General features: G+C 63.1%; 14 protein-coding genes and 1 pseudogene. 7 read left to right on the forward strand and 8 right to left on the reverse strand.

Going from position 1 to position 13,760, the window contains the following annotated elements; genetic code table 11:
* Positions 1-19 precede the first annotated feature (19 nt).
* The 3 genes from NKI29_RS22745 to NKI29_RS22755 are packed head-to-tail and all read left to right on the forward strand — an operon-like array spanning position 20 to position 2,234.
* Positions 20-493: a CYTH domain-containing protein gene (locus NKI29_RS22745; protein WP_352571575.1), complete on the forward strand. Its 474-nt coding sequence runs from the start codon at positions 20-22 to the stop codon at positions 491-493.
* Positions 490-1,437 carry a CHAD domain-containing protein gene (locus tag NKI29_RS22750; protein WP_352571574.1) on the forward strand — a complete coding sequence of 316 codons (948 nt, stop codon included), beginning with the start codon at positions 490-492 and terminating at the stop codon, positions 1,435-1,437. Before NKI29_RS22745 ends, NKI29_RS22750 begins: the two co-directional genes overlap by 4 nt.
* Before the next feature lie 41 nt (positions 1,438-1,478).
* Positions 1,479-2,234: a C40 family peptidase gene (locus NKI29_RS22755; protein WP_352797255.1), complete on the forward strand. Its 756-nt coding sequence runs from the start codon at positions 1,479-1,481 to the stop codon at positions 2,232-2,234.
* A gap of 126 nt (positions 2,235-2,360) precedes the next feature.
* Here the strand turns inward: NKI29_RS22755 and NKI29_RS22760 are convergent, their stop codons facing one another.
* A complete protein-coding gene (locus NKI29_RS22760; protein ID WP_352797257.1) occupies positions 2,361-3,164 on the reverse strand; it encodes a helix-turn-helix domain-containing protein in 804 nt (267 codons plus the stop codon).
* A 115-nt stretch (positions 3,165-3,279) separates the two neighbouring features.
* On the opposite strand from NKI29_RS22760, the gene NKI29_RS22765 reads away from it, so the two are divergent.
* Positions 3,280-4,140: an SMP-30/gluconolactonase/LRE family protein gene (locus NKI29_RS22765; RefSeq protein WP_352571571.1), complete on the forward strand. Its 861-nt coding sequence runs from the start codon at positions 3,280-3,282 to the stop codon at positions 4,138-4,140.
* 16 nt (positions 4,141-4,156) lie between these two features.
* Here NKI29_RS22765 and NKI29_RS22770 read toward each other — a convergent pair.
* The 3 genes and pseudogenes from NKI29_RS22770 to NKI29_RS22780 all read right to left on the reverse strand — a co-directional run.
* A pseudogene (locus tag NKI29_RS22770) lies at positions 4,157-4,406 on the reverse strand (sodium-independent anion transporter); the annotation flags it as partial.
* Positions 4,407-4,665: 259 nt separating this feature from the next.
* On the reverse strand, positions 4,666-5,367 hold the full coding sequence (locus tag NKI29_RS22775; protein ID WP_352571569.1) for a phosphatase PAP2 family protein: 702 nt from the start codon (positions 5,365-5,367) through the stop codon (positions 4,666-4,668).
* A 14-nt stretch (positions 5,368-5,381) separates the two neighbouring features.
* The gene (locus NKI29_RS22780) at positions 5,382-5,720 is read right to left on the reverse strand and encodes a hypothetical protein (protein ID WP_023679017.1); all 339 of its coding nucleotides are present in this window, start codon (positions 5,718-5,720) and stop codon (positions 5,382-5,384) included.
* 201 nt (positions 5,721-5,921) lie between these two features.
* Here NKI29_RS22780 and NKI29_RS22785 point away from each other — a divergent pair, with 201 nt between their 5' ends.
* The gene (locus NKI29_RS22785; protein ID WP_352571568.1) at positions 5,922-7,913 is read left to right on the forward strand and encodes a PhoX family protein; all 1,992 of its coding nucleotides are present in this window, start codon (positions 5,922-5,924) and stop codon (positions 7,911-7,913) included.
* Positions 7,914-8,013: 100 nt separating this feature from the next.
* Here the strand turns inward: NKI29_RS22785 and NKI29_RS22790 are convergent, their stop codons facing one another.
* The 4 genes from NKI29_RS22790 to NKI29_RS22805 form a co-directional block, all read right to left on the reverse strand.
* Positions 8,014-8,694 carry a GNAT family N-acetyltransferase gene (locus tag NKI29_RS22790; protein ID WP_352620825.1) on the reverse strand — a complete coding sequence of 227 codons (681 nt, stop codon included), beginning with the start codon at positions 8,692-8,694 and terminating at the stop codon, positions 8,014-8,016.
* Entirely contained in the window at positions 8,691-9,182 is a 492-nt protein-coding gene (locus NKI29_RS22795; protein WP_023679020.1) for a MarR family winged helix-turn-helix transcriptional regulator, read from the reverse strand. The genes NKI29_RS22790 and NKI29_RS22795 overlap by 4 nt, the downstream gene beginning before the upstream one ends.
* A 164-nt stretch (positions 9,183-9,346) precedes the next feature.
* Positions 9,347-10,108 carry an ABC transporter permease gene (locus tag NKI29_RS22800; RefSeq protein ID WP_352451914.1) on the reverse strand — a complete coding sequence of 254 codons (762 nt, stop codon included), beginning with the start codon at positions 10,106-10,108 and terminating at the stop codon, positions 9,347-9,349.
* A 14-nt stretch (positions 10,109-10,122) separates the two neighbouring features.
* Positions 10,123-11,049 (reverse strand): ABC transporter ATP-binding protein, encoded by a 927-nt coding sequence (locus NKI29_RS22805; RefSeq protein ID WP_352457877.1) that lies wholly within the window; start codon positions 11,047-11,049, stop codon positions 10,123-10,125.
* Between the two features lie 263 nt (positions 11,050-11,312).
* Between NKI29_RS22805 and NKI29_RS22810 the strand changes: the two genes are divergently transcribed.
* Together NKI29_RS22810 and NKI29_RS22815 are read left to right on the forward strand one after the other, a co-directional pair.
* On the forward strand, positions 11,313-12,686 hold the full coding sequence (locus tag NKI29_RS22810) for a cytochrome ubiquinol oxidase subunit I (RefSeq protein ID WP_352619970.1): 1,374 nt from the start codon (positions 11,313-11,315) through the stop codon (positions 12,684-12,686).
* Positions 12,683-13,687 carry a cytochrome d ubiquinol oxidase subunit II gene (locus NKI29_RS22815; protein ID WP_352797260.1) on the forward strand — a complete coding sequence of 335 codons (1,005 nt, stop codon included), beginning with the start codon at positions 12,683-12,685 and terminating at the stop codon, positions 13,685-13,687. The genes NKI29_RS22810 and NKI29_RS22815 overlap by 4 nt, the downstream gene beginning before the upstream one ends.
* Positions 13,688-13,760: the final 73 nt, after the last annotated feature.

Raw genomic sequence — 13,760 nt, forward strand, 5'->3', positions numbered from 1 at the left:
CGCGCTTTAGTGCCTGGCCATGGGCAAGGAAATCGAGCGTAAGTTCCTGGTCTCAGGTGACGAATGGCGGGCAATGGTCGAGGCGGACATTCATATCCGTCAATTCTACCTAGTCGCCGAACCCAGCCGCACGGTGCGTGTGCGCATCAGCAACGATGCGGCCGCCAAGCTGACGCTCAAGTTCGGCAGCCAGGCACGCGAGCGCGATGAATTCGAATATCCGGTACCTTTGGCGGAGGCGCAGGAGATGCAGGCCTTTGCCATCGGACATGTCATCGAGAAGACACGCCACCATGTTAGACACCGCGGCTATCGCTACGAAGTCGATGTCTTCGGCGGGACGCTTGCGGGGTTGGTGATCGCCGAGCTCGAGACGCCGGATGATGTACAGGACGAAATGCTGCCACATTGGCTCGGCCGTGAAGTCACCGGCGAGCCAAGATTTTACAACGCGTCGCTCGCCCTTGGGGGGATTCCGGAGATCGTCGCATGAGCTTTCGTATCGATCCGCGCATGTCGCTGACCGGAGAGGTCAGGCGCATCTTCGCCGAGGAGATCGGCAAGGCGCTTGTCCATCTGGACGCCGCGCGTGACAGGCCCGAACAGGGGCTGCACAAATGCCGCAAACGGCTGAAGAACGTCCGCGCCTTGCTGCGCCTTGTCCGTTCCGGAGATGAAACATTCTGCGTGACGGAGAATCAGTGCTACCGCCAGGTGGCGGCCCTGCTTGCCGGCCCGCGCGAGGCGACCGCACTGGTGGAAACAATCGACCGGCTGGCGGCAAGCTTTCCCGAGCAAAGTGCCGGCGATGGCCTCGGTGCCGTGCGTGACAGGCTCGTCGCGCGCCAGCATGAACTGCATGGCGGAGCAGGCCTCGATGCTGCGATAGGCGCGGCGATTTCCGCTTGCGAGGAAGGTGTCGCCCGGATCGACAAGCTCGCTCTGCCCGACCAGCCGGAGCAGGCTGCCGACGTGCTCGCCGAAGGCGCGCGCACCACTTTGCGCCGCGCCAGGAAAGCGCTGGACAAGGCGGCTTCGCGCGGCGAAGCCGATGACTTTCACGATCTGCGCAAGGCGGCCAAGACGCATGGCATGCACCTGTCGCTGCTTGGCAGGCTGTGGCCGACGCCGATCAAGACGCGGCGCAAGGCCGTCGACGAATTGGGCGAGCGGCTTGGCGAGCTCCACGATGTGTTCGTCATGCGCGCGCTTATAGATGCCGAGGACCAACCGCTCGGCCCCCCTGAGGAGACGCGGTTGCTTGCCAAGCTGCTGAAGCGCTCGGAAAAGGGCCTGAAAAAGACCTGCCTCGCCGAGGCGGCCGAGCTTTTCGGCGACAGTCCGAAGCGCTCGACGAGGAAGCTCGCCCGCAAGGTGCGCGAAGATCTCACAGCGGCACCGCAGCACGAAGACGCCGGCGCGCCTGGCGTGGGCTGATCATGGTCTAATTTGCCGCCCTGTGGTAATCGCCGTCTGGCATGACCGAGCCCGGCGACACGCTTCTGGACCGACTTGGCCGCTGGCTTGCCGGCCGGCTGCAGGAGGAATCGTCCGGCTACGAGCCTTACACGCCGTCGGACGCTGAAACGCTGCGCCGCACGCTCGAGCCCGGCGACATCCTGCTCATCGAAGGCAACCAGAAGATCTCGGCGGCGATCAAATACCTCACCCAGTCGACCTGGTCGCATGCCGCCTTCTATGTCGGCGATGCATTGCCGGAACCCGAGGACGGCTCGGAGCGGCGGCGCCTGATCGAGGTCACGCTTGGCGATGGCTGCACCGCCGTGCCGCTGTCGCGCTACCGCAGCTATAACACCCGCATCTGCCGGGCGAGCGGCCTGGCTCCCGAAGACCGCGACACGGTCGTCGCCTTCATGATCGGCAGGCTCGGTCTCAGATACGATCTCAAGAACATATTCGACATGCTGCGCTACTTCTTCCCGACGCCGCCGGTGCCGGTGCGTTGGCGCCGCCGCATGCTGGCTTTCGGTTCCGGCGACCCGACGCGCGCCATCTGCTCGTCGCTGATCGCCGAGGCATACGGCCGGATCCGCTACCCGATCCTGCCCGAGATTACCCGGGCGCCCGGCCGTGCTTCGGCCCAGTCGAGCTATTCGCGCAAGGAAATCCTGCACATCCGCCACCACTCGCTCTACACGCCGCGCGACTTTGACCTGTCGCCCTATTTCCGCATCGTCAAGCCGACGCTGGCGGCGAACAAGACCGCGGAATAGCCGCTCGATCTTGTGGTTGAGCAAGGGACGCTCTGAGAACCGGTTTGCGGCCGATACTCAGGGGTGAGAAGCTCAGTCAGACTGGCTGCCGCCAACAGCCAGGACTCGGTCGTTCTGCATTTTGACCTAGGCCGGCAGACGTCGTCCGTTTGCGGCAGCCGCAACTCGATCGTCCGTCCGTGCGCCTGCGTCGCGCGGATGCGGCCCGATCGGCATGATCACCGGGAACGGCGTTGCGCCGAACGCAAACGTCCATTTGTAACCAACCAGCCGGTCCTCGGGCGTCGTGTGCTGGTCGTGATGAGCAAGCAATTTGGCGCGCTCCGCCAACTCCTCCGCCTCGCGCCTGACCATTTCCGCCGTTTCCGGCCGCATCCGCCTGGAGAAGCTGACGAATGTCGACTCGCGCTCAAGATGGGTGATGGCCCAGCCGATGAAATTCTTGTTGGTCATCTCGAACAGCGGCCGCAATGGCTCGTCGAAGTTCCACTGGATCGGCGCCTCGACGAGCAGCCTTGCCGACAGGCCGCGACCGAGCGCAACCAGGCCGAGTTCCTCGAGCTCGCGCAGATAGAGGAACATCGAAGCCTCGCTCAGCCCTTGTGAGCGCATGATGCCTTCGGGCGTGAATTTCTCGGAAAGCATGACAAAGACGAACAGCAGTGCCGGCCGCCCGGCGAGCTTCCGCTCGATCTCCGGCGCGATCTGGTTGGCGGGTCCTGGTCCTCTGTTCATAGAGCCGAGCACGTTCTCCAACTCTACGCCGGCGGCAGTGCAGATCTCCATCAGCCGGTCGAGCTTGCAGTTGCGCTCGTGGAAGATGCGCTTCACCGTCGGCTCGGAAACACCCATCCGCTCGGCAAGGACGCGATAGGTGATGCCCTTTGCCTTAAGCGTCCGCTTCAGCGCTTCGAAGATCAGGCCGTTCATGGGATGCACCTCTTTTGCACGATTTGGTATCAGCCTTCGGTACTAGTCCTGATAGATCTTCCCGAAAAGTATCGAAAGGCCTAGCTCTCCGCCAGTCCATTACAGGAGACTAGCCATGAAGAGCCTCTTCACCTCGATACTTCTCGCCCTGGTCGGCATCGCGGCCGCGCCAGCAGTTCAGGCCGCTGAACTCTGGCGCACCGGCGGCCTCGAGCAGCCTGAATCGGCGCTGTTCGACGCCGCCGGCCAGCGCGTTATCGTCTCGAACATCGTCGGCAATCCCGGCGAAGCCGACGGCAACGGCTATCTGTCGATCCTGTCGATGGACGGCAAGCTAGTCACGCAACACTGGACCGGCGGCATGGACGCGCCCAAGGGCATGGCGATTGTCGGCGGCAAACTCTACGTCGCCGACCTCACCCATGTGCGCGTCGTCGACCTCGCAAGCGGCAAGCTAACATCGACGATCGACGTGCCGAACGCGGTCTTTCTCAACGACATGACCGCTGATGCATCCGGCAAGGTCTACGTCACGGATATGCTTGCCGATACGATCTATCGCATCGACGGCGGCCGGCCCGAACTGTTCGTCAGGGATGCGGCGCTTGCTTCGCCGAATGGCATCTTCGCCGATGGCGGCCGGCTGATCGTCGCTTCGTGGGGCAAGGGCATCAAGCCCGACTTCAGCACCGCGGAGCCGGGCGGCCTGCTCTCGGTCGATCTTGCTACCAAGGCCGTTTCGCCACTGGCTGGCGCGGAAAAGTTTGCCAACCTCGATGGCGTCGTTGCCATCGGCGGCAGCATCTACGCCACTGCCTATATGACCGGCACGCTCTACCGCTACAAAGCCGGCGGTACGCCGCAAGTGGTTGCGACGTTCAAACCGGGCAGCGCCGACATCGGCACCGACGGCAGGTCGACAATCTTCGTGCCGCTGATGAACGAGGGCGAGGTCTCAGCGTTGGGCCTCGACTAAGCCGGCAGTTGCCGGCTCAGGCGGCGGGCGCGGCTTTCCTCAGCTGCGCCCGCGCATCCGTGATCGAGGCGGCATAAGTCACCAGCGGCCGCTTGACACCGTGGTTGATCAGCATGCGGCGTATCCTGCGGTGAAGCGCCTGATATAATGAAGCGAACGCCGGCGCGGCTCGCCTTGTGGGCCGCACCCTCGATGACATTTGCTGCCGTCGAATCGAAGAACGGCACCGCCGAACAGTCGAGGATGAAGTTCCGGCGCTGGCGCGGTCGGCGAGGTCTTCCTGCACCAAGGATTGATGGTCTGCCTCCAAACATGCAGCACTCTTTGCCAGCCGATGCGCTGTCATGCTACAAACCTCGGCATCGTTTGGCGGGACATCCACTGCGATCCCGAATGCACAGGCACGACTTCAAAAGGATGAGCGGGTGAAGATATTCAAAGCGTTGGCGACCTCGACAGCCTTGCTGTCGATGGTTTTCCTGCTGGCAGGCTGCGGTCATGGCCTGATCAATAGGCTGATTTGAGTCAGGTGCCGTCGGCCCGCCCAAGCCATCGCTGCAGGAACCGTGCCGCAAGCCAGCACAGCATCGCCCAGGCAAAGCCGGCGCACCAGCCGGCCAATACGTCGGACGGCCAGTGGACGCCGAGATAGATGCGGCTGATGCCGACCACCACCGTCGTCAGCACCGCCAGCCCGAGTACATAGATCTTCGTTGTCCGCCCGGGCAAAAACCGCGCCGCCATGCTGCCCAGCGTCAAATATGTCACCGCCGACAGCATGGCGTGGCCGCTCGGAAACGAAAGCGATGCCACATCGGCGAGATGCGAGACCAGATCAGGGCGCGGTCGGTCGATATCGAATTTCAGCACGCTTGACAGGAGCTGGCCGCCCGCTACCGCGACGAACATGAGAAGCGCCGCGCCTGGCCTGCGGATAAGGAGCAGATAGACGATCATTGCTGCCGTGATCAGCACCAGTACGCTGGCGCTGCCGAGGCTGGTGATGTCGCGCATCGCCCCTTCCAGCCACGCCGGTCCGATCGGATTGTCGGGCTGCCCGGCCTCGCGGAAGGCAAGCAGGATTTCGGTGTCGAAGGCATGCGGCGTGGTGGCCCGCGCCAGCTCCATCAGCTCCTCGAACCCCCACAGCCCGCCGGCAATGACCAGCCCGGCAAGCAGAACCGGGAACTCCAGCCAGTTGCGCAGTCTGCTTGCAATCTTCTTCATCGGCCCGATCGCAGTTACAGCCTTTGCAGATAGGGCCCGAGCGTGATCAGCGCCACAGCTGCGATGGCAAGCACGATGCCGGTTGCCTGTAAGGCATTGACGCGCTCGCCGAAGAAGACCAGCGCCACCACATTCACCGACACCAGCTGGATCACCGCCGACAGGCTGAACGACACCGACATGCCGAATTCACGGATCAGCCTCAGCATGATCAGATTGCCCAGCGAATAGAGCGCCAACGTCAGCACAATCTTGCCGAGGCTCGGCGCCAGCCCCCACTGTTTTGCGGCCATCGCCGCCAGCAGGAAGATCACCGTCGAAACGCAGAGCTGCCCAAGTCCCCAGAAACTCACTTTTGTTCTCTCCCGATGTGTCCCTACGCGCCTGCCGCAGCTCTTGTTTCCGAAGCGACGGTCGCGGTCAAGCGGGGCCGATGTTGGATACGAAATCGCAGGTGGCAATTAGCCGGCATGTCATCAAACTGTGACCTGCCGGCGATACCGGACTGGCCAGGCAACACGCTCCAGCAATCCATCCAGCCAGAGGCAGGCCCTATGACCGAACATCGCACCCCTGACGCCCATTTCCGAACCAGCCTGCTCGAGGAAAACGACGGGCCAGGAGCCAATCTCACCGACAACCGCACCATGGGTGAGATCATCGCCGCGCGGTTCTCGCGCCGCGGCTTCCTCAAGAGCTCGCTTGCCGTCTCGGCCATAGCCGCTACCGTCAGCCCGCTGGCGCTGATCACCGCCGACAACGCCCGCGCCGCCGAAGGCTCCGCCTTCGCTTTTGACGAGCTCGAGGCCGGCATCGACGACAAGCATCACGTCGCACCCGGCTATGACGCCGATGTACTGCTGCGCTGGGGCGATCCGCTGTTCGCCGATTCGCCGGAATTCGATCCGAGAAAACAGTCGGCGGAAGCCCAGGCCAGACAATTCGGCTACAACAACGACTATGTCGGCTATATCCCGATCGACGGCTCGGCCGAGCACGGCCTGCTGGTGGTCAACCACGAATACACCAATCCGCACCTGATGTTTCCGGGCCTCGTCACCATCGTCGACGGCAAGGCCAAGCAGGCGCCCCTCAGCAAGGAACAAGTCGACGTCGAGATGACGGCGCATGGCGGCACTATCGTCGAGATACGCAAGGTATCAGGCAAATGGCAGGTCGTTCGCGACGGCAAGCTCAACCGCCGCATCACCTCCAACACCGAGATCGCGCTCTCCGGCCCGGTCGCCGGCCACGACCGCGTCAAGACCAGCGCCGATCCGACCGGCACGAAGGTCATCGGCACCGTCAACAATTGTGCTGGCGGCGTCACGCCGTGGGGCACCTATGTCATGGCCGAGGAGAACATCCACGGCTATTTCTCGGGCGAGCTGCCGCAGGGGCATAAGGAAGCCGCCAATTACAAGCGCCTCGGCATTCCCGAAGGTGCCTATGAATGGGCAGCGCATTACGACCGTTTCGACATCGGCAAGGAGCCGAACGAGCCGAACCGCTTCGGCTGGATCGTCGAGGTCGACGTCCAGGCTCCGACTTCGGCGCCGAGGAAGCGCACCGCGATGGGGCGCTTCAAGCATGAGGGCGCCGAATCGATCGTCGCCAAGGATGGCCGTGTCGTCTTCTATCTCGGCGACGACGAGCGCTTCGACTATGTGTATAAGTTCGTCACCACAGGCAAGTTCGATCCGGACAACCGCGCCGCCAACATGGATTTGCTCGACGACGGCACCTTGCATGTCGCCAAGTTCGCCGAGGACGGTTCGGTCGAATGGCTGCCGATCGTCTTCGGCCAAGGGCCGCTGACGGCGGAGAACGGCTTTGCCAGCCAGGCCGACGTGCTGATCGAGACGCGCCGCGCCGCCGACCTGCTCGGCGCCACCAAGATGGACCGTCCGGAAGACATCCAGCCCAATGCCACCAACGGCAGGGTCTATGTCATGCTGACCAACAATTCGAAGCGCAAGGCCGACCAGGTCGACGCCGCCAACCCGCGTGCCGAAAATGCCTTTGGCCACATCATCGAGATCGTCGAGGACGGCGGTGATTTCACCGCGACAAAGGGCAGGTGGGAAATCCTGCTGAAATGCGGCGATCCCGCTGTGGCCGACGTCGGCGCCACCTTCTCGACCGCAACCACCGCCAATGGCTGGTTCGGCATGCCGGATAATTGCGCGGTCGATTCGGCCGGCCGCCTCTGGGTCGCCACCGACGGCCAAGGCCCGAAAGCCACCGGCCGCACCGATGGTCTGTGGGCTGTCGATACGGAGGGGACGGCACGGGCGACATCAAAGCTGTTCTTCCGCGTGCCGATCGGCGCCGAAATGTGCGGTCCCCTGTTTGCGCCGGACGACCAGACCGCCTTCGTTGCCGTCCAGCATCCGGGCGACGGCGGCGAGGACTGGGAGGCTTTCGGCCGTCCGTCCTACTATGAGGATTTGTCGACGCGCTGGCCCGACTTCAAGCCGGACATGCCGGTGCGCCCGGCGGTCGTTGCCATCACCAGGCAAGGCGGCGGCAAGATCGCGGTCTGACACGCAGCCAGCTCTTGCATCTCGAGAAAGGATTTCGGCGACACGAAATCCTTCCTTGAGATACGGGATGCATCCATGCTGCGCATCATGCGCCGACTAATCATTCGGTGCGCTGAACCACGGCGACATTCATTGTGCTTCGCAACCTGAAGCCGATGGACTCGTATAACGCTATGGCCGCGGCGTTGCTGGCATAGGCGTGGAGATAGGGAACTTCGCCGCGCGCCACTATCCGGTTTGCCACGAATAGGGACAGCAGCTTGCCCAGGCCACCGCCGCGAAATTCCGGATGTGAGCACACCCCGCTGAGTTCGGTATAGCCAGGTTGCTTCGTGCGCTCACCGGCCATTGCCGCAAGCCTGCCCTCGATTTTCACACCCCAAAAATCGCCCAGGCTCAAGGCTTCGAGCGTGAATGGGCCAGGCTTGGTGAGCAATGCCAGGGCGAGCATCTCAGCAGCATCGTCTCGGGTCAGACGATGCACGCGCGGGTCGGAGACGATCTGCAATGGCTGCTCGGCGATCATCTGAACCCCGGCTGCGGTCGAAGTCGCGGAAAGCCCCGTGGGCAGAGCAATCGCGTCCGCTTGAAGCAGGATCACACTCTCGCCCGGGGAGACAAGGTTTTCGAGCGCCCGCAGGCTTTCCGGGTCGTCCGCGCCAGTGGCGGCGAAAGGGACGATCGACGGCCGATATCGCATGGCGAGGTTGTCACCCTCCGCGAAGGCCCGATGTCGCGTCTGAAGCGCGCTCCAGATAGGGCGGTCGAGCAGATGTCTCATTGCGCGGCACCCTCAGGCTTATTTACACGACGGTCGAGAGGGGCAGCGGCGAGGCCGTCCTCGATGGCAGCCAGCTGCTCAAGAAGCGGCCCCGAAAAACCTGCGCACAAATCCGCAACCACGTTCTCGATGCAAGGCCAGACGTCGCGCTTTGCGACATCGACCAGCCGCCGGCCGTCCCGAGTAAGCGAGACGATCCTGCGCCGCTGGTCATCGGTCGACGGACTGACCTCGAGCAGTCCCAATCCGGCCAGAAGCGAGACGCTTCGCGTTACGCCTGGCTGCGCGATGCCAAGGGATTGCGCCAGTTCCCCGACCGACAGCGGACCCAGCCTGTCGAGCGCGGCCAGCAGCGGGTATTGGCTCGCCTGAACCGGGACATCCAGCCTGTCGAGCAGGCGCTGCGCCTCCGCTTGCAGTTGCTCGCCTATACGCTTCAGCCTGCTGCCCAGGCACAGGAAGCCAAGCGATCGTATGACGTCTTCCATAGGTCAATTCATCCCAACATCGATAACATGATATATAACAATGCATGAAAAGCAAGATCGAGGCATTCAAGCGCGGGTTCCAGGCATCGGGCGCAGGCCTATGTCGCCTTCGGCAAGGAAAGGTCGATCGATAAGGCTGCTTCGCCTGGACGAGGCCCGTTCGATCAGTTGCGCAGCCGGTAGCCGGTCCTGAAGATCCAGGCGACGATCGCTATGCAGATGAGCAGGAAGACCACCGTCATGCCGAGGCTGACGCCGACCGAAACGTCGGACTTGCCGTAGAAGCTCCAGCGGAACCCACTGACCAGGTAGACCACCGGGTTGAACAGCGTCACCGTGCGCCAGATGCCGGGCAGCATGTTGATCGAATAGAAGCTGCCGCCGAGGAAGGTTAGCGGCGTGATGATCAGCAGCGGCACCAGCTGCAGCTGCTCGAAGCTCTTCGCCCAGATGCCGATGATAAAGCCGAACAGGCTGAAGGTCACCGCCGTCAGCACCAGGAAGGCGAGCATCCAGAACGGATGCTCGATCGTCAGCGGCACGAACAGCGAGGCCGTCGCCAGGATGATCAGGCCAAGCACGATCGACTTTGTCGCCGCGCCCCCGACATAGGCGATGACGATCTCCAGATAGGACACCGGCGCGGACAGCAATTCGTAGATCGAGCCGACGAATTTCGGAAAATAGATGGCGAAAGAGGCGTTGGAGATCGATTGCGTCAGCAGCGACAGCATGATCAGCCCCGGTACGATGAAGGCGCCGTAGCTGATGCCGTCAATCTCGGTGATGCGCGAGCCGATGGCCGAACCGAAGACGACGAAATAGAGCGACGTCGAAATGACCGGGGAAACGATGCTCTGCAGCACAGTGCGAAGGGCGCGCGCCATCTCCACCCGATAGATCGCCCATACCGCATGAAGATTCATGGCCGCGCGCGGGTTCATGCCGGTTTCCTCACCAGATTGACGAAGATCTCCTCGAGCGAGCTGTTTTCCGTATCGATGTCGCGGAACTGGATGCCGGCCGCCTCGAGCTCGCGGATCAGCGAGGCGACGCCCGGCCGTTCGCTCTGGTTGTCATAAGTATAGGTCAGCTGTCCGCCATCCGGCGAAAGCTCCAGCGCGTAGTGCGAAAAAGTATCGGGAACGGTGGCCAGGGGACTGCGCAGTTCCAGCACAAGCCGTTTGCGGCCAAGCTTGCGCATCAGCTCGGCCTTGTCCTCCACCAGCACGATCTCGCCGCGGTTGATGACGCCGACGCGGTCGGCCATCGCCTCGGCTTCTTCGATGTAATGCGTGGTCAGGATGATGGTGACGCCGTCTTCGCGCAGCCGGCGCACCATCGCCCACATGTCCTGGCGCAGCTCGACATCGACGCCTGCCGTCGGTTCGTCGAGGAACAGGATGCGCGGCTCGTGCGACAGCGCCTTGGCAATCATCAGCCGGCGCTTCATGCCGCCGGACAGCGTGATCGCCTTGGCGTCCTTCTTGTCCCAGAGCGACAGGTCGCGCAGCACCTTTTCGACGAACGCCTTGTCCGCCGGCTTGCCGAACAGGCCGCGGCTGTAGTTGACCGTCGCCCACACGCTCTCGAAGGCGTCGATGGTCAGTTCCTGCGGCACCAGCCCGATCAGACTGCGCGCGGCGCGGTAGTCGCGGTTGATGTCATGGCCGTCGACGGTGACGGAACCCGACGAGCGGTTGACGATGCCGCAGACGATCGAGATCAGCGTTGTCTTGCCGGCGCCATTCGGCCCGAGCAGCGCAAAGATCTCGCCGCGCACGATGTCGAGATTGATCTCCTTCAGCGCCTTGAAGCCGGTGGCGTAGGTCTTGGTGACCCCGGAAATCGAGATGATCGGCTGCATGGCTGAAAACGACTGCTTGAAACAGAGTTGTTGATTTAATCCGCTGAATGTCGGTTCGCAAATCCGGATGTCAATGGCGCTCCTGACAGTTCTGGACCATCGAGGTTCGCCGGAATAGGCAACACCTGCCCGGTCGTCCAGCCAAATTCCACGCAAAAGCAGATTAACCGCACTGCGGCGTTCCGCCTCGCGGCGGGACGCCGCTTTGACCGTCCGGTGCATCAAGCCTATCCTTCAACAAACAAGCAGCAGCCGGAGCCGCCATGGACCCGCTCATTCTGTCGCGCATACAGTTCGGCGCGAACATCTCGTTCCACATCCTGTTCCCGGCGATCACCATCGCGCTCGGCTGGGTGCTGCTGTTCTTCAAGCTCCGCTACAACGCGACAAACGATTCCGCCTGGATGCGCGCTTATTTCACCTGGGTTAAGGTATTCGCGCTGTCCTTCGCCATGGGCGTGGTTTCCGGCGTCACCATGAGTTTTCAGTTCGGCACCAACTGGCCGGGCTATATGGAGACGGTCGGCAACATCGCCGGCCCGCTGCTGGCCTACGAGATCCTGACCGCCTTCTTCCTCGAGGCGGCGTTCCTCGGCATCATGCTGTTCGGCTTCCGCCGTGTCTCGAACCGCGTCCATACACTGGCGACGGTGCTGGTGGCCGGCGGCACCACCTTGTCCGCCTTCTGGATCATCGCACTCAATTCGTGGATGCAGACGCCGGCCGGCTTCGAAATGCGCGATGGTGTTGCGCACGCCACCGACTGGTGGGCCGTTGTCTTCAATCCGTCCATGCCCTACCGGCTCGTCCATATGCTGCTTGCTTCGGGCCTGACCGTCTCGTTCCTGGTCGCCGGCCTGTCGGCGCTGCGCTATCTCTACGGCGATCGCTCGGAATCGATGTGGAAGGCGCTGCGCACCGGCGTCTTCACCGCCGCGATCCTGATCCCGATCCAGATCTTTGCCGGCGACCAGCACGGCCTCAACACGCTGGAACATCAGCCGCAGAAGATCGCCGCCATGGAGGCCAACTGGAACACCGGTCCCAACGTGCCGCTGGTGCTGTTTGCGCTTCCCGATGAAGCGGCCAAGGAGAACAGGTTCGAGCTCACCATTCCCGATGGCGCCAGCCTCATCCTCAGGCACAGCGCCGGCGGCATCGTACCGGGGCTGAACGATTATGCCGGCAACCATCCGCCGGTATTTCCGGTGTTCTGGGGCTTTCGCATCATGGTCGGCACCGGCCTCCTGATGCTCGCCGTCTCCTGGTCGGCGGCCTTCTTCCTCAAGCGCCGCCACGGCCTGCCCAAGCCGCTGGCGCTTGTCATGGTGCCGATGGCGCTGTCCGGCTGGCTGGCGACGCTGGCCGGCTGGTACACCACCGAGATCGGCCGCCAGCCCTGGCTGGTCACCGGCGTGCTGCGTACCGCCGATGCCGTCGGCCCCGTCGCCGGCAGCCATGTCGCGCTGTCGCTCGCGGTCTATCTCATCCTCTACGTGCTGCTCTTGATCGCCTATCTCGGCGTGTTGGTGCATCTGGCATTGAAGGCGGCGAAGGATGGTGACACCTCGCCGCTGCCGGGCGTCATGAACAGGCCGCTGTCGCAGCCGGTTGCGCAACCGGGAGAAACATCATGAGCTTCGACTGGCCGACCCTGCTGCCTCTGATCTTCGCCGGGCTGATGGGCCTCGCTATCCTGATCTACGTCATCCTCGACGGCTTCGATCTCGGCATCGGCATCCTGTTCGCCGCAGCCGAAGACACCGAACAGGATACGATGATCGCCGCCATCGGCCCGTTCTGGGACGCTAACGAGACCTGGCTGGTGCTGGCGGTCGGCTTGCTGCTGGTCGCCTTTCCATTGGCGCACGGCACCATTCTGACGGCGCTCTACATTCCGGTCTTCGTGCTGCTGGTCGGCTTGATCCTGCGCGGCGTCGCGTTCGATTTCCGCGCCAAGGTGCCGGCCGGCAGGAAGCACCGCTGGAACCGCATCTTCTTCCTCGGCTCGGTCATCGCTTCGCTGGCGCAAGGTTATATGCTCGGCGTCTATGTGCTCGGCCTCGACGTTGGCCCTGGCGGCGTCGCTTTCGGCGCGCTGGTGGCGCTCTGCCTTGCCGCGGCCTACGCGGCGATGGGAGCGGCCTGGGTCATCTACAAGACGGAAGGCGATCTGCAGAAGAAGGCGGTGCTGTGGCTGCGCACGGCGTTGGTGCTGACCGCGCTCGGCATGGTCGCGGTATCGCTGGCCACGCCCTTTGCCAGCGCGCGCATCTTCGACAAATGGTTCGTCTGGCCGGCCATGTTCTATTTGTCGCCACTGCCGATCCTGTCGGCAGTGCTGTTCCTGTGGCTGTGGCGCCAGACCTTCCATCTGCCGAAACCCGGCGACCGCCACGCGCTGCTCCCGTTCCTGACATTGGCCGCGATCTTCACGCTCGGCTTTGCCGGCCTCGCCTGGTCGTTCTACCCCTTCGTGGTGCCCGACCGGCTGACCATCTGGCAGGCTGCTTCGGCACCCGAAAGCCTGGCCGTCATCCTGGTCGGGACGGTCGTCGTGCTGCCGATCATCATCTTCTATTCGTTCTTTGCCTACCGGGTGTTCGCCGGCAAGGCGACGGACCTGACCTATGACTGACCGGCATCGCCGTCGCAGCCTGAAACAGAATATTCATCTTCAAGCGGAATAACCTTCTCTGGCCGGCCCAGCA

This window comes from Mesorhizobium sp. M0678 (assembly GCF_040320505.1).
In the GTDB taxonomy this organism is placed as follows: domain Bacteria; phylum Pseudomonadota; class Alphaproteobacteria; order Rhizobiales; family Rhizobiaceae; genus Mesorhizobium.

Bases quoted from the DNA above. Each gene is read 5' to 3' on its own strand.
- NKI29_RS22810 (WP_352619970.1), top strand. From the start codon at position 11,313: ATGGACCCGCTCATTCTGTCGCGCATACAGTTCGGCGCGAACATCTCG.
- NKI29_RS22785 (WP_352571568.1), top strand. From the start codon at position 5,922: ATGACCGAACATCGCACCCCTGACGCCCATTTCCGAACCAGCCTGCTC.
- NKI29_RS22760 (WP_352797257.1), bottom strand. From the start codon at position 3,164: ATGAACGGCCTGATCTTCGAAGCGCTGAAGCGGACGCTTAAGGCAAAG.
- NKI29_RS22800 (WP_352451914.1), bottom strand. From the start codon at position 10,108: ATGAATCTTCATGCGGTATGGGCGATCTATCGGGTGGAGATGGCGCGC.
- NKI29_RS22790 (WP_352620825.1), bottom strand. From the start codon at position 8,694: ATGAGACATCTGCTCGACCGCCCTATCTGGAGCGCGCTTCAGACGCGA.
- NKI29_RS22815 (WP_352797260.1), top strand. From the start codon at position 12,683: ATGAGCTTCGACTGGCCGACCCTGCTGCCTCTGATCTTCGCCGGGCTG.
- NKI29_RS22805 (WP_352457877.1), bottom strand. From the start codon at position 11,049: ATGCAGCCGATCATCTCGATTTCCGGGGTCACCAAGACCTACGCCACC.
- NKI29_RS22745 (WP_352571575.1), top strand. From the start codon at position 20: ATGGGCAAGGAAATCGAGCGTAAGTTCCTGGTCTCAGGTGACGAATGG.
- NKI29_RS22795 (WP_023679020.1), bottom strand. From the start codon at position 9,182: ATGGAAGACGTCATACGATCGCTTGGCTTCCTGTGCCTGGGCAGCAGG.
- NKI29_RS22750 (WP_352571574.1), top strand. From the start codon at position 490: ATGAGCTTTCGTATCGATCCGCGCATGTCGCTGACCGGAGAGGTCAGG.
- NKI29_RS22765 (WP_352571571.1), top strand. From the start codon at position 3,280: ATGAAGAGCCTCTTCACCTCGATACTTCTCGCCCTGGTCGGCATCGCG.
- NKI29_RS22775 (WP_352571569.1), bottom strand. From the start codon at position 5,367: ATGAAGAAGATTGCAAGCAGACTGCGCAACTGGCTGGAGTTCCCGGTT.
- NKI29_RS22755 (WP_352797255.1), top strand. From the start codon at position 1,479: ATGACCGAGCCCGGCGACACGCTTCTGGACCGACTTGGCCGCTGGCTT.